The sequence below is a fragment of the Streptomyces sp. LN549 genome (assembly GCF_043203805.1).
GTDB lineage: Bacteria > Actinomycetota > Actinomycetes > Streptomycetales > Streptomycetaceae > Streptomyces.
In genome coordinates, this window is record NZ_JAZHRI010000002.1 from 606,167 (window position 1) to 620,015 (window position 13,849).

A 13,849-nucleotide genomic window follows, 5' to 3' on the forward strand; every position below is an offset into this window, starting at 1 on the left:
GCCCCAAAAGTGAGCTTATCCGTTCACGAGATGCGCAAGTGGTCTTCACAGTAAGGTCGTTGCACGATCAACACCGATACCGATATCCCACCGGACCGGATGCCATGTCCGGACACCTTCCGGTGGGACACGGACATCACGTTCACACCGTGGGGGGAGAGAACGGATGGTGCACAGGGTCGGCTACGCGCCGGGGGTCTACGACCTGTTCCACATAGGCCACCTCAACATCCTGCGGCACGCCCGCAGTCAGTGCGACTACCTGGTCGCGGGGGTCGTCTCGGACGAGATGGCCGCGCTCGCCAAGGGCCACAAGCCGGTCATTCCGCTGCCGGAGCGGCTGGAGATCGTCCGGAGCGTGCGGTACGTGGACGCGGCGTTCGTCGAGACCGTACCCGACAAGGTCGAGACCTGGCAGCAGGTCAGGTTCGACGTCATCTTCAAGGGGGACGACTGGCGCGACACGGAGAAGGGCAAGCGCCTCGAACGCGACTTCGCCGAAGTCGGCGTGGAGGTCGTCTACTTCCCGTACACCGTGCACACGTCCAGCACCCAGCTGCGCCGGGCGCTGGACACGCTGGTCAGCCTGCCCGGAGCGCTCTCAGCTCCCTGAACCACTTGCCGAGGAACGCCACCAGGAACAGTGCGTGCACGGCGGCGAGCACGGCGTATCCGGTCCGGAACGCCGTCTCGTCGCCGAGCAGCAGGAACACCAGGCAGAACACGCCGTAGTCGGCCGGCAGCAGCACCACGGCCCGTAGCCGGGAGACGGGTGCGGGCACTGCCGCCCCGCCCGCCGGAGCGGGACCGGCGGCCGCCTTCCCCAGCTGTTCACGCAGCAGCCCCGCACAGAAGGTGAGCACCGCGACGAACAGGAAGCCGAGCGGCAGGAGCAGCCAGCCGTCCGCCGGCAGACCGAAGTAACGGTGGAACGAGATCAGTACGACGGTGTGGACCAGGATCATCTTGGCGCAGTCGACGACGTGGTCCAGCCACTCCCCGTCCGGCCCGCCGCGGCCGGTGAGCCGGGCGAGCTGCCCGTCGGCCGAGTCGAGCGCGAAGCCCACGGCCAGCCCCAGGCAGACCAGGACGGCCAGCCCCCAGGAGGGGCGGACCAAGGCCACCGCAGCAAGGGCGGCGAACGTGAACGCCGCACTCACCAGGGTGACCTGATTGGGTGTCATACCCAGTCGGAACGCGGCGGCTGCGAAGATCCGCCCGGCCGGCCGGTTCACGTACCGCGAGTACAGCGACACCCCCTTGGCCGACTTCTGCGCCCCGCGCAGCTCACGCAGCACCGCGCCCGTGCTTTTCATACGCCCCCCAGCGTGTCGCCGTTCCCACAGCTCCGGCGGCATCTAGGACCTCGCCGCCGGAGCCGCATCATGGCACGCGCATCCCCCTCCGGGGGCGGGATCACCTCGACCCGGCCTGCCGGGTGCCCCACCTCAGGCGGCGGCGGTCCGGCACTCCGGGTGGCCCCAGCCATGGTCGTTCTTGGCGATCATGTCCTTGGCCGCGTACGGCTTTCCGCAGTGGCACCGCCCGGAGAACTTGGCGCGGATGGTCGCTCCGGCCCGGGCCGCGCTCCCTGCCTTCTTCGTCGCGCCGCCTGTCCGCCGTCCTTCGGTGGCACGGGAGGGTGCGGGAACCGGCAGGTCCGCGGAACCCTGCGAGGTGCCCGCCGCGCGCTGCGCGACGGCCACTTCACTGGCAGCCTGGTCGGCCAGGGCGTTCAGCGGGTCGCCGTCCACCTGGTGGGCCGGCACGTAGACGAACTCCACGGCCCGGCCGGTCAGCAGGGAGTCGATACGGGCCACCAGGTCGCGGTTGGCGACGGGTTTGCCGGCCGAGGTCTTCCAGCCGTTGCGCTTCCAGCCCGGCAGCCACTTGGTCACGGCGTTCATCGCGTACTGCGAGTCCATCCGGACCTCGAGCGCCACGGCCGGGTCGAGTGACTCCAGCAGTTCCTGCAGGGCGGTGAGCTCGGCGACGTTGTTGGTGGCGGTGCCCAGCGGACCGGCCTCCCACCGCAGTGGCCTGCCCTCGGCGTCGGCCACCACATAGGCCCAGGCGGCCGGCCCCGGATTACCCTTCGACGCCCCGTCACACGCGGCGATCATGCGCTCGTTCATACCCCTGATCATGCCAGCGTCCGGCAGCCCGGATCACGCCGGTTCCGCTCCCGGTGTCCGCACCGCGTCGCCCCGGCGCCGCACCCGCCCCACCTGCCACTCTCACCGTGCGTGACGCTTCGGGGTGCGATGCTCACGCACCGCTGCTTCTCTGAAGGGGCCCGCTCTTCCCTACCGTTCAAGGAGCGACGATGAGCGTTGCAGGAGAAACCGGCCGAGCCCAGCAGATGCGCGAGAAGGCCAGGCACATGACCGAGGCCGCGGAGCGCACGAGCGACCCGGAGCAGCGGCGTCGGCTCCAGGAGAAGGCCCGGAAGCTGCACGAGCAGAGCGAGCAGCAGGGCGTCCGGAGCGGCAGCGACCGCCCCGTGTAGCCACCCGCGCACACGAACGACGGGCTGCCACCCTTCCATGAGGGGGTGGCAGCCCATCGTCGTACGTGGGCCGCGCACGCGCCTGCCCCGGACGCCGAAGGCCCATCCGGGGGTGGCTGATCACCACCTCTTACGATGGGTCCTCACCGAGGACGTCACGTCGTCGTCGCACAGGAGCGAGGGGTCTTGCATGAGCCGTCAGCCGGTAACCGTGGTCACCGGCGGCAGTCGCGGGATCGGGGCCGCAGTCTGCGTACGCCTGGCGGCCGACGGTCATCACGTCGCCCTGGGCTATCGCTCCGACGCGGCAGCGGCCGAGGCCGTCGCCGTGGCCGCACGGGAGGTCGGCCGGCGCTGTGTGACGGTGCGGATGGACACGACCGACGAGGCCGGCGTCGATCTGCTCTTCGACACCGCAGCGGCTGAGCTCGGCCCGGTCACGGGCCTGGTCAACAACGCCGGGGTCGGCGGCCCGACGGGCCCGCTCGCCGATGCCGACGCGGCCGGGCTCCGGCGCGCTCTGGACGTCAACGTCGTCGGTTACTTGCTGTGCGCGCGGCGCGCCGTGCGCGACATGAGCGCTTCGGGCGGCGGGGCCATCGTGAACATGTCGTCGGCGGCGGCCACGCTCGGCGGTCCGGGCGAGTACATCCACTACGCCGCGGCCAAGGCAGCCGTGGACGCGATGACCATCGGGCTGTCCAAGGAGGTCGCGGCAGCGGGCATCCGCGTCAACGCGGTGGCCCCCGGCATCATCCGAACCGATTTCCACGCGGACCCGGAACGCCCCGACAAGGCTGCCGCCGGGATCCCCCTGGGCCGGCCGGGACAGCCCGAGGAGATCGCCGGCGCCGTCGCGTGGCTGCTCTCGGACGACGCCTCGTACGCCACCGGGGCGATCCTGAGGGTGGCGGGCGGGCGCTGACGCCCGGTTGTACGGTGCAGCGGTGACCGGTCCCGGCGGCCTTCCGCTGCTCTTCCTCGATGTCGACGGCCCCCTCATCCCGTTCGGCCCGCGCACCGGCGGGCACCCCGTGTACCCGGGAGGGCCGCCACCGGCAGCCGGGGCGAATCCGCTGCTCGACAGGATCGACCCGGCTCTCGGGCCCAGGCTGACGGCGCTCGCGTGCGAGCTGGTCTGGGCGACGACGTGGGCGGACGAGGCGAATGCGGTCGTCGCACCGCGACTCGGGCTGCCGGAACTCCGTGTGGTCACCTGGCCCGCCCCTTCGGACGAGGACGAGCGGGACGTACGGGCGGGACTCCACTGGAAGACGCGTCCTCTCGTCGCCTGGGCCGCGGGGTGCGCCTTCGCATGGGTGGACGACGAGATCACCGAGCGGGACCGGCGCTGGGTGGCGGCCCACCATGCCGGGCCTGCCCTGCTCCACCGCGTGGACCCCGGGCTGGGCCTGACCGACGCCGACCTGCGGCTGCTCGACGTCTGGCTGCGCACGGTGTGAGGACCGCGTGCCCGGGTCACACCGGAGCGGTGCCGCGCACCAGCAGGAGCGCCACGTCCGCCCCCGCGACGACAGCCGCCGCGGCGAGGGGCGCCTTGCGCCAGGTCCGGGCGAGCAGGAGCCCCGCGAGCGCCGCCGGCGCCGCGACGGCGAGCGTCACCGCTCCCCACGGGCCGGCCGGCCCCGCCGGGCCGAGGGCCAGGACCACGGAGGCCGCCACGAGGGGCACCGGCAGCAGCAGTCCGGTGGCGGTGGCGCCCAGCCGGTGCGGAAGGCCGGACACGCCGTTGCTCAGATCGTCCTCGATGTCGGGGAGGACATCACCCAGGTGGGCCGCCAGGCCCAGCAACGCACCGGCGGTCACCGCCCACCACGTCGGCCCGGGGCGGCCGGGCAGGGTCAGCGCGGCCACGGCGGGCAGGGTGCCGAACCCGATGACGTACGGAAGCCAGGACAGGGCGGTGGCCTTCAGTTTCAGGTTGTACGCCCAGGCGGCAGCCACGGCCGTCAGATGCACTGCGCCGGCGAGCGGTCCGCAGGCCAGGGAGAACGGCACGCACAGCAGGGCGGCGGTGCCTGCCGCCGCCCAGACCGCTCTACGGCTCACCGACCCGTCGGCCACCGGCTTGCCCCTGCGTCCGGCGGCGGCGTCCCGCCGCGCGTCGAAGGCGTCGTTGCACCAGCCCACGGAGAGCTGGCCGCTCAGCACGGCGGCAACGAGGAGGGAGCAGCGGATCCCGTCGAGGCCGACACCTGCGCCCAGGGCACCCGCGGTCGCGGTCACCGCGACCACCGGCCCCGGATGGCAGGAGCGGGCCAGCGCTGCTGTGCGGCGGAGCGGCCATGTGGTCGCGGCGTAGGCGCGAGACGGGTCCGGAGTGCCCATCCCGTGATCGTAGGTACTCCGGGCACGGCGGACCTGACAGCCGCACGGGTTGTTTGCGGTGTTTTGTCCATCACGCGGGGCAGGGATCATCCATGACGCCTGAGAAGCAGGGCCCAGGATGACCCGGATCGCCGCCGTGCACGGCGCCCTGGCCCCGTACCGCCACACCCAGCGCGAGGTCACCGACATGGTGGCCCGCACCTGTCTGCCGCCGGGGGCCGACCGGCGCGTCCTGGACCGGCTGCACGAGAACGCCCGGGTGCGCACCCGGAACATGGTGCTGCCGCTGGACCGCTACACGGAGCTGGACGGTTTCGGGGACGCCAACGACGTGTTCATCAAGGCGGCGGTGGACCTCGGTGCCGAGGCGTTGCGCGGGGCGCTGCGGACGGCGGGGCTGCGGCCCGCCGATGTGGACCTGCTGATGTTCACCTCCGTCACCGGGGTGGCGGCTCCCTCCGTCGACGCCCGGCTCGTGGGGCGCCTCGGCCTGCGGCCGGATGTGAAGCGGCTGCCGGTCTTCGGGCTCGGCTGCGTCGCCGGGGCAGCGGGAATCGCCCGGCTCCACGACTATCTGCTCGGCAGGCCCGACGACGTGGCGGTGCTGCTCTCTGTCGAGCTGTGCTCCCTGACCTTCCAGCGCGGCGACGCGTCGCCCGCCAACCTGGTGGCGACCGCACTGTTCGGTGACGGCGCAGCCGCCGTGGTGGCGCTCGGTGAGGGCCGGGCGTCCGCTGCCGGGCCCGAGGTGGTGGCCACCCGCAGCCGGCTGTATCCGGACACCGAGCACGTGATGGGCTGGGACATCCGGGATTCCGGCTTCAAGGTGGTGCTCGATCCGGGCGTGCCGGATGTCGTGCGCCGCTATCTGGCGGACGACGTACGGGACTTCCTCGCGGAGCACGGGCTCAAGCCGAAGGACGTCGCCCACTGGGTGTGCCACCCGGGCGGTCCCAAGGTGCTGGAGGCCGTCACGGATGTCCTCTCGCTCCCCGACGGGGCGCTCGACGTCACCTGGCGCTCGCTGGCCGAGGTCGGGAACCTGTCCTCGTCCTCGGTGCTCCACGTCCTGCGGGACACGCTGGAACAGCGGCGGCCCGAACGGGGTTCGCCCGGCCTGCTGATGGCCATGGGCCCCGGATTCTGCTGCGAACTGGTGCTGCTGCGCTGGTAGGTCGGAGGACACATGATCTGGTACACCGCGCTGGTGCTGGCCGTGGCGGGCGAACGCCTCGCCGAACTCGCCGTCGCCCTGCGCAACACGCGCTGGGCGCTGGCCAGGGGAGGTACCGAGTCGGGTCGCGGTCACTATCCGGCGATGGTCGCCCTGCACACCGGCCTGCTGGCAGGGTGCCTGGCCGAGGCCGGACTGGCGGACCGGCCGTTCGTGCCCCTGCTCGGCTGGACGATGGCGGCCGTGGTGGTGGCCGCACAGGCCTTGCGCTGGTGGTGCATCCGTACGCTCGGACCCCGGTGGAACACCCGCGTCATCGTGGTCCCGGGGCTGCCGCTGGTGACCGGCGGACCGTACCGCCTGCTGCGCCACCCGAACTACGTCGCCGTCGCCGCCGAGGGGATCGCGCTGCCGCTCGTCCACGGTGCGTGGGTGACCGCGGTGCTCTTCACCGTGCTCAACGCGGCGCTCATGGCCGTACGTGTCCGGTGCGAGGAGGCGGCGCTCGCCTCCGCGCCGGCCGGGGGCGTGCCGGCGTGATCGATGTCCTGGTCGCGGGCGGCGGCCCGGCCGGCCTGGCGGCGGCGATCCGGGCGGCATCGCTCGGCATGGAGGCCGTCGTCGTCGAGCCCCGCACCGCGCCCGTCGACAAGGCGTGCGGCGAAGGCATCATGCCCAGCGGGGTCGCGGCGCTGCGGGCTCTGGGCGTGGAGGTCTCCGGCCACCCCTTGCGCGGGATCCGCTATCTGGAGGGCGCGCGGAGCGCGGAGGCCGAGTTCCGTGGCCGGACCGGGCTCGGTGTCCGGCGGACCGCGCTGCACACCGCGTTGCACGCCCGGGCGGTGGAGCTCGGCGTACGGATCGTGCGGGGCAAGGTCGCGGACGTGCGGCAGGGCCACGACCGGGTGACTGCCTGCGGGCTGACCGCCCGCTGGCTGATCGCGGCCGACGGGCTGCACTCGCCCGTGCGCCGCGGGCTCGGCCTGGACGGCCCCGCCACGGCGGTGCGCCGGTACGGGCTGCGCCGGCACTACCGCGTCACCCCGTGGACGGAGTTCGTGGAGGTTCACTGGTCCCGGCACGGCGAGGCATATGTGACGCCGCTCGGGGACGGCCTGGTGGGCGTGGCCGTGCTCAGCGGGGAGCGCCTTGGCTACGAGAGACACCTGGCGGCCTTCCCTCGCCTGGCAGCCATGCTCCTCGGCCGGGACACGGGTTCCGTGCGGGGAGCCGGTCCCCTGCGCCAGCAGGCGCGGGCGCGGCAGGCCGGACGGGTCCTGCTGGTCGGCGACGCCGCGGGCTATGTGGATGCGCTGACCGGCGAGGGGGTCGCGCTGGCCGTGGCGACGGCCCGCGCGGCAGTGGACTCTCTGGCCTCCGGTCGTCCGCAGGACTATCCGGCCAGTTGGGGCCGACTGACCCTCCGTCATCGACTGCTCACCGGAGGGCTGTTGGCGCTTGCCCGGCGTCCCGCCACGGCGCGGATGATCGTTCCCGCGGCGCACCGGGCTCCGGCCCTGTTCCGTGCGGCGGTCCGGGCCCTGCAGTAGGAGTCCCGGTGGTGCAGCGAAGTGCCGGGCGGGCGGTGCAGGATCCGGGCAGGCCCAGGTCAGCGGCCCGGCGGACGGCTCCGCGGTCCCCCAACACCACGTGATCATCATGAAGTTGCTGTGGCAGACTTCGCCGAAGGAACGGTTTCACCTCATCTGCAACGGAGCTCGTCATGACGGCAGGGACGTCCCAGCCCCCGATAGACACCAGCAGGCCGCAGTCGGCGCGCGTCTACGACGCGCTCCTCGGAGGCAAGGACAACTACCCCGTCGACCAGGCGGTGGCAGAACAACTGCCCGTCGAGGCGAAGATCGGCGCGCGGCAGAACCGTGCGTTCATGAACCGTGCCACAGCCTGGCTGGCCGGGGAGGGCGTCGACCAGTTCCTCGACATCGGGACCGGGATTCCGACGGCGCCGAACCTGCATCAGATCGCCCAGGGGATCAACCCCGCCTCGCGGGTGGTCTACTGCGACAACGACCCGATCGTCCTGCGCCACGCCGAGGCGCTGCTGGTCAGCCGGCCCGAGGGCGCCACCGACTACGTACCGGCGGACGTCCGTGAACCGCAGACCATCATCGAGGCGGCCCGCAAGGTCCTGGACTTCCGGCGCCCCGTCGCCCTCTCGATGCTCGGCCTGCTGCACTTCCTGCCCGACGACGTGGACCCGATCGGCATCGTCCGCACGCTGACGAGTGCGCTGGCACCGGGAAGCCATGTGGTGCTGTCCCAGGGCGCGTCCGACGTCAACCCGGAGCGGGGGCAGCAGGGGGCCGACGAGTACGACAAGGGCGGCATCCGGCTGGCACTGCGCACCCGGGACGAGTTCGCCCGGTTCCTCGACGGGCTGGACGTCGCCGAGCCCGGCCTGGTGACGGCCCCCGAGTGGTTCCGCGGGACGCCCGCGCCGGAGCCGGAGCACAGCGGACTGTACGTGGCCGTCGCCCGCGTTCCGTAGCGGATCAGCCGAACAGCCGAACAGCCGAACAAGGAGAGATTCCACGATGGATTCGGAACAACGCCCCACCGCCGCATCGGTGTTCGACGCCCTCGGCGCCGAGTACGAGCGTGCGTTCGCCGGCTCCACCGCGCACCGCGCCTCTCTGGATCTCCTGCTGGAGCAGCTCGATCCGGGCAGCCGGGTGCTGGACATCGGCAGCGGCACGGGGCGGCCGACCGCCGAGGTCCTGACCGACGCCGGCCACGAGGTGCTCGGCGTCGATGTCTCCCCGGTCATGGTGGACATTGCTTCCCGGCAGGTACCCGGGGCGGAGTTCCGTTGTGCGGATGTCCGTGAACTGCCGTTGGTGGACGGGAGTTTCGACGCGGTCTGTGTGTACTTCTCGCTCCTGCAGCTCACGCGCGCCGAGCAGGCGGACGTACTGCGTCTGGCCGCCCGGGCGCTTCGGCCCGACGGTCATCTGGCGGTGGCGACAGTGCCGTTGGACGTGGAGGGGGTGAGCGGCACGTTCATGGGCCAGCCGGTGCAGGTGACCAGTTTCGGTGAGGACGCGTTCACCGAGCTGGTGACATCAGCCGGGTTCACGGTCCTGGCACAGGAGGCCGGCCTCTTCGTCCCGGACCATCCTGCGGCGGTGCCCGAACCGCATCTGTTCGTGCTGGCGCGGCGGCGCGCCTGACTCGGCGTTGCAAGCACAGTCTCAGTCCAGCTCAGGGGCAGGGGCAGGGGCCGGCTCAGAAAGATTTCCTCGCGAACGTGTCACGTTTCCCCGTCGGGGCGTTTCAGTGCAGTGCCGGACCGGCCACCGAGGCTGGCAAGAACACACCGGCACCCGCCCGATGAGGAGCCTCCACCATGTCCGTCGCCCACGTCGTCGTCACTCTCGTCGCTGCCGCCATGGCCGGGTACTCGGCCGGCGCCCTGCTCTTCCGCGCCCAGTGGGTCGTCCAGGCCCTGACCGACTACAGCGTCCCCCGCTCCTGGTGGACCTGGCTCGGTGCGGCGAAGGCCGCCGGGGCCGTGGGCCTGGTCGCCGGACTGTTCGTTCCGGTCGTCGGGTTCCTGGCCGGGACCGGCCTGGTGCTGTACTTCGCCGGTGCGGTCGTCACGGTGATCCGGGCCCGCTGGTACGCGCACATCCCCTTCCCCCTGGTGTACGCGGCACCGGTCGTCGGGGCCATGGTGCTGGGGCTCGCAGCCTGAACCGCCCTTCGAGAGGGTCGCTTACGGATGCCGAACCCCGCGCGAGGACATACCTTCCAGGTGGCTCATACCGCACTTCGGGAGGTGCTGATGCGGAAGGCGAGTCGCACTCGACGCCGCACCTCCCGGGTGGTGGCTCAGGAGTCGGCACACCGTGGGTGTGCGCCGGAGCCCCCACCCGTTGCGGCGTTCACCCGGACGGCGGCTCGTTGCGCGTCGACCGTTCTGCTCGCCGTCTCGATCGTGCTCTTCACGCTGTCCCCGCCTTCGTCCGGCGACGCCCGCCTCCTCCAGCCACCGGGCAGCGGTGGCGCCGTCACCGAAGGGTGCGACGAGGGGCCCGCGTCGTGCCACGGCGGCGTTGAGTGGCTGTACCGGTACAGCTACTCACTGGGGGTGCACCCCTTCACCAGCGCCCACGACGTACGCCGACAGCTCACCGACAACTTCTGGCTGTTCCCGGTGAGCGGTGGATGTCCGGCCCGGATCCGGCAGGCGGACGAGTGCGATCTGGTGGGCGGAAACCCGGTCCGGGTGGAGGCCGTCGGTGACACCGAACTGCAGATCGCGACCCTGCCCGGCCACGACCTGGGCGTCGGTCTGCACATCCGGTTCGCGTTCAGCCGCACCTTCGGCTTCCACTACCTGGTCGTGAGTGCCTGGCAGGACCGGCCGACGCGGTGCACGGAGAGCGTGTGGTGCGGTGCGGCGAGCCGTGCCGGCGCCTGGGCGCTGTGGAAGGTGCTGTCCGGGACGCTGGCGGTCACCGCTTACGCCGCCTGACCGGCCGGGCCGATCCGGCGGTCTCCACCTCCGCCTCGCCGGACGGCGCATTCCGTCTCACGCGGAGTGGGCGTCGAGGGCGGTCCGAAAAGGCCGCCTCGTTCGTCGGCGGCCTCGCCCTTGAGCACGGCGACCCAGCCCGCACCCCCTGGGCAGCGATCGCCTTCGCGGCTGTAGCGCTCCTGGCCACGGCCGGCATCGCCGCTCGCAGCACCCGCCGCCGCACACCGAGCGAAACACTCTCGATCCCGTCGCATGGGCAGCGAACTGTTTGGTTCCGAACGGGCGGGCGCCGACTGTTTCAGAGCGGCCGACGCGAAGAGGCGGCGCTACTTCCCGGCGTCCCCGTTGGTGCCTGGTCCTTCGTCGGGCGCCGACGCGTCCAGCGCGGCCGTGAGCCGGTTGAGCCGGTCCCGCAGGTCGCTGATCTCGTCGAGGTCGAAGCCTGTCGCCGCGGCGATCCGGCGGGGCACGAGCAGTGCCCGCTCACGCAGGGCCGTGCCCTCGTCGGTGAGGTGCGCGTGCACCGAGCGCTCGTCCCGGGCGCTCCGCTCGCGCCGCACCAGGCCGGCCGCCTCCAGCCGCTTCAGCAGCGGAGAGAGCGTGCCGGAGTCGAGCCGCAGGTGCTGCCCCAGCGTCTTCACCGGCAGCTCGCCGTGCTCCCAGAGCACCAGCATCACCAGGTACTGGGGGTAGGTGAGCCCCAGCTCCTTGAGGAGTACCCGGTAGACACCGCCGAAGGCACGCGAGGCGGCGTTCAGGGAGAAGCAGATCTGCTGGTCCAGGCGGAGGTAGTCGGCCTCGGACGAGGCCGCGGCCGTGCGGACGGGGCTGGGCGTGGCGGTCATGGACTCAGCATAGCTCCGCACACCCGATTTGATTGTGCACAATTTAATTGTGTGCTTCACTTCAGGGGAAGCGGCCGGACACCGCCGCCGGAACATGACCTTCGAGAGGAACGTTCTCCATGGAAACGATCTACACCGCCGTCGCCACTGCCACCCACGGCCGTGACGGCCGCACCGTGAGCTCCGACGGCAGGCTGGATCTCCAGCTGGCCATCCCGGTGGAGATGGGCGGCAACGGCCAGGGCACGAACCCGGAGCAGCTGTTCGCCGCGGGGTACGCGGCGTGCTTCGCGAGTGCCCTGGGCCTCGTGGGCCGTCAGGCCAAGGTCGATGTGACCGACGCCGCCGTGACGGGTGAGGTGGGCATAGGCAAGCAGGGCGAGGGCTTCGGCCTCGCGGTCACGCTGCGCGTGGAGCTTCCCGGGTCCGTCGACGAGGCCACCGGCCGCAAGCTGGTCGAGCAGGCTCACCAGGTCTGCCCCTACTCGAACGCGACCCGCGGCAACATCCCGGTCGAGCTCGTCATCGAGTAGCGGACGGACCTGGCGGCCGGGATCCGGCTCGCGACGTCGAGTGCGGTGCGCGTCAGGCGTGGAACCCGTTGCAGACGACGGACGTGTACGCCGACGGCCCGCCCTCGACGTGGTAGATCACGACGGTCCAGTCGCCCCGGTCGTCCCCCACCGGGATCGCGTCGACGGCACGTTCACCGAAGTGGGCCCGGAAGTCGTCGGGGTACCTGAGCTGGACGGTGCCGCCGGAGGACCATCGCGAATAGAGGTCGACCGGTTTGCTGGTGAATCCGATGCCCTTGCTGACTGACGTGAGTGGCCTGCCGGTGGCACGGTCGGTCTCGTGCGGGGGCCGCACCCCGACGGATACGTAGTAGGGCTCGGGCCGTTTCCCCTTCCCGGCGTCCTTGGGGCGCATCGAAACCGCGGCCGTGTCCGAGCCGGTGGTGTGCGAGACGGAGGACGCCAGGCCGTCCGGCGGCAGGGTCTCGGTGAGCACGTCCCGATCGCAGGACCCGCTGCCCAGGGCGGCCTGCGCAGGAACCGGCGACAGGGTCCAGCGGTCGTGCGAGACACGGTCGTTCGCCAGGTGATCCGGAGGCCCGGCGGCCGGACTCCCGCCGCCCGGACTCCTGCCCGCCGGACTGGAGGCGGACGGGCGCCCGGACAGGGTGGCCTCGGGCGTGGCCGTGCCGCCGCCCTCGTTGTCCGATTCGGGGAGCAGCCAGACCGTCAGTGGTGCGGCCAGTGCCACCGCGCACACCGCGAGCCACGTCGTACCCCTCGGGGCACGGCCGGGGCGGCGTTGCCGGTCCGGGCGGTCCGGGGCGGTGGTTCCGGGCGACCGCGTGGACTCGGTCACCACCGGTCCCCCGGCTTCCCGCGTGGCCGGCCCGCCTTCCTCCGGCCGGGTGCGGGCCCCCGTTCCCGGAGCCCGCACAGTGTCCCGCTCCGACCCCGTCCCGGTCCCCGGCTGCGGCTGCGCACCGGTCACCGTGGACGGCCTGTCCCCGTACTCGGGTACGCGCACGGGGTCGGCCGCCTGCGCCACCGCGCGGTAGTGGGGGTCGGACGCCAATGGGGAGTCCACGGCGCACCCGGCGATCACGGCGGCCGGGTCCGGCCGCTCCTGCGGATCCTTGGCGACGCAGGCACGGATGAGTGCGGCCAGCGCCGGCCGCACCCCCTCAAGGTCGATGTCCTCGTACACGGAACGGAAGTTCACGGCCGCCGCGTCGCCCGCGCCGTACGGGGGCCGGCCCGTCGCCGTGTACGCGAGGGTCGCGCCCAGCGCGAAGACGTCCGCCGCCGGCCCCACCTCGTTGCGCAGCAGCACCTCGGGGGCTGTGAAACCAGGCGTCCCGGGCGTCACCCCCTCCCGGGTGAGGATCGTCTGCTCCAGCCCTCGCGCGATCCCGAAGTCGATGAGCTGCGGTCCCTGCGGCGACAGGATGACGTTCTGCGGTTTCAGGTCCCGGTGCGTGACCCCGTGGACATGGACGGCGGCCAGTCCCTCGGCGAGCGCGGCGAACAGGCGCAGCGCGCTGTCCGGCGGGAAGGGTCCGCGCGCACCCACGGCGCCGCGCAGGGTGGGCCCGGCGACGTACTCGGTGGCCAGCCAGTAGGGGGACGTGTCGAGCGAGGCCTGGATCAGCTGCGCCGTGTACGCGCTGCGTACGGTCTCGACCGTCGCGGCCTCCCGTCTGAAGCGGGCCAGGGCGTCGGGGTGATCACTGATCTCGTCGCGGATGACCTTCACGGCCACCAGCCGTCCACCGGGAGACCGGCCGAGGTACACCTGCCCCATGCCACCCGCGCCGAGGCGGGCAAGCAACTGGTAGGCGCCTATTCGCGCGGGGTCCTGAGGCCGCAGTGCATCCACGGCCCGACTGTGCCATATCCGCTCGCACGGCGGACCGGCAGTCGACAACTCGCGCCGCCCTTCGGGGCGGTGGCCCG

At 72.2% G+C, this 13,849-nt stretch carries 17 protein-coding genes; 12 read left to right on the plus strand and 5 right to left on the minus strand.

The genetic code is table 11. The features are described 5' to 3' along the window. Nucleotides 1–166 precede the first annotated feature (166 nt). Nucleotides 167–613, plus strand: coding sequence for an adenylyltransferase/cytidyltransferase family protein (locus SH922_RS02790; protein WP_219568850.1), 447 nt, complete (start codon nucleotides 167–169; stop codon nucleotides 611–613). Here the strand turns inward: SH922_RS02790 and SH922_RS02795 are convergent. Both SH922_RS02795 and SH922_RS02800 read right to left on the minus strand, forming a co-directional pair. After that, the gene (locus SH922_RS02795) at nucleotides 582–1,316 is read right to left on the minus strand and encodes a CDP-alcohol phosphatidyltransferase family protein (RefSeq protein WP_393054295.1); all 735 of its coding nucleotides are present in this window, start codon (nucleotides 1,314–1,316) and stop codon (nucleotides 582–584) included. The two genes, SH922_RS02790 and SH922_RS02795, sit on opposite strands and share 32 nt — an antisense overlap. Before the next feature lie 132 nt (nucleotides 1,317–1,448). Further along, nucleotides 1,449–2,135, minus strand: coding sequence for a ribonuclease H (locus SH922_RS02800; RefSeq protein WP_393054297.1), 687 nt, complete (start codon nucleotides 2,133–2,135; stop codon nucleotides 1,449–1,451). Nucleotides 2,136–2,326: 191 nt separating this feature from the next. Between SH922_RS02800 and SH922_RS02805 the strand changes: the two genes are divergently transcribed. From SH922_RS02805 to SH922_RS02815, 3 genes are all read left to right on the plus strand, one after another. Next, complete coding sequence (locus SH922_RS02805) at nucleotides 2,327–2,509, plus strand: DUF6381 family protein (protein WP_393054298.1); 183 nt, start codon at nucleotides 2,327–2,329, stop codon at nucleotides 2,507–2,509. A 190-nt stretch (nucleotides 2,510–2,699) separates the two neighbouring features. After that, complete coding sequence (locus tag SH922_RS02810; RefSeq protein ID WP_393054300.1) at nucleotides 2,700–3,434, plus strand: SDR family oxidoreductase; 735 nt, start codon at nucleotides 2,700–2,702, stop codon at nucleotides 3,432–3,434. Nucleotides 3,435–3,456: 22 nt separating this feature from the next. After that, nucleotides 3,457–3,972 (plus strand): hypothetical protein, encoded by a 516-nt coding sequence (locus SH922_RS02815; RefSeq protein WP_393054302.1) that lies wholly within the window; start codon nucleotides 3,457–3,459, stop codon nucleotides 3,970–3,972. A 16-nt stretch (nucleotides 3,973–3,988) separates the two neighbouring features. On the opposite strand, the gene SH922_RS02820 is transcribed toward SH922_RS02815, so the two are convergent. Then, a complete protein-coding gene (locus SH922_RS02820; protein ID WP_393054304.1) occupies nucleotides 3,989–4,858 on the minus strand; it encodes a UbiA family prenyltransferase in 870 nt (289 codons plus the stop codon). 118 nt (nucleotides 4,859–4,976) lie between these two features. On the opposite strand from SH922_RS02820, the gene SH922_RS02825 reads away from it, so the two are divergent. The 7 genes from SH922_RS02825 (at nucleotide 4,977) to SH922_RS02855 (ending at nucleotide 10,530) form a co-directional block, all read left to right on the plus strand. Further along, nucleotides 4,977–6,032, plus strand: a complete 1,056-nt coding sequence (locus SH922_RS02825; RefSeq protein ID WP_393054306.1) for a type III polyketide synthase — start codon at nucleotides 4,977–4,979, stop codon at nucleotides 6,030–6,032. A gap of 12 nt (nucleotides 6,033–6,044) precedes the next feature. Then, complete coding sequence (locus SH922_RS02830; protein ID WP_393054308.1) at nucleotides 6,045–6,572, plus strand: isoprenylcysteine carboxyl methyltransferase family protein; 528 nt, start codon at nucleotides 6,045–6,047, stop codon at nucleotides 6,570–6,572. Next, the gene (locus SH922_RS02835) at nucleotides 6,569–7,582 is read left to right on the plus strand and encodes an NAD(P)/FAD-dependent oxidoreductase (protein ID WP_393054310.1); all 1,014 of its coding nucleotides are present in this window, start codon (nucleotides 6,569–6,571) and stop codon (nucleotides 7,580–7,582) included. The genes SH922_RS02830 and SH922_RS02835 overlap by 4 nt, the downstream gene beginning before the upstream one ends. A gap of 173 nt (nucleotides 7,583–7,755) precedes the next feature. Next, a complete protein-coding gene (locus tag SH922_RS02840; RefSeq protein WP_393054312.1) occupies nucleotides 7,756–8,541 on the plus strand; it encodes an SAM-dependent methyltransferase in 786 nt (261 codons plus the stop codon). Between the two features lie 46 nt (nucleotides 8,542–8,587). Further along, entirely contained in the window at nucleotides 8,588–9,223 is a 636-nt protein-coding gene (locus SH922_RS02845) for a methyltransferase domain-containing protein (protein WP_393054314.1), read from the plus strand. Nucleotides 9,224–9,399: 176 nt separating this feature from the next. Beyond that, nucleotides 9,400–9,747, plus strand: a complete 348-nt coding sequence (locus tag SH922_RS02850; RefSeq protein WP_393054316.1) for a DoxX family protein — start codon at nucleotides 9,400–9,402, stop codon at nucleotides 9,745–9,747. 240 nt (nucleotides 9,748–9,987) lie between these two features. After that, nucleotides 9,988–10,530 carry a hypothetical protein gene (locus SH922_RS02855; protein WP_393063449.1) on the plus strand — a complete coding sequence of 181 codons (543 nt, stop codon included), beginning with the start codon at nucleotides 9,988–9,990 and terminating at the stop codon, nucleotides 10,528–10,530. A gap of 329 nt (nucleotides 10,531–10,859) precedes the next feature. Here SH922_RS02855 and SH922_RS02860 read toward each other — a convergent pair whose 3' ends face one another. Further along, nucleotides 10,860–11,378 carry a MarR family winged helix-turn-helix transcriptional regulator gene (locus tag SH922_RS02860; protein ID WP_393054318.1) on the minus strand — a complete coding sequence of 173 codons (519 nt, stop codon included), beginning with the start codon at nucleotides 11,376–11,378 and terminating at the stop codon, nucleotides 10,860–10,862. Between the two features lie 119 nt (nucleotides 11,379–11,497). On the opposite strand from SH922_RS02860, the gene SH922_RS02865 reads away from it, so the two are divergent. Further along, on the plus strand, nucleotides 11,498–11,911 hold the full coding sequence (locus tag SH922_RS02865; RefSeq protein WP_393054320.1) for an organic hydroperoxide resistance protein: 414 nt from the start codon (nucleotides 11,498–11,500) through the stop codon (nucleotides 11,909–11,911). 52 nt (nucleotides 11,912–11,963) lie between these two features. Here the strand turns inward: SH922_RS02865 and SH922_RS02870 are convergent, their stop codons facing one another. After that, nucleotides 11,964–13,772, minus strand: a complete 1,809-nt coding sequence (locus tag SH922_RS02870; RefSeq protein ID WP_393054322.1) for a protein kinase — start codon at nucleotides 13,770–13,772, stop codon at nucleotides 11,964–11,966. Nucleotides 13,773–13,849 lie beyond the last annotated feature (77 nt).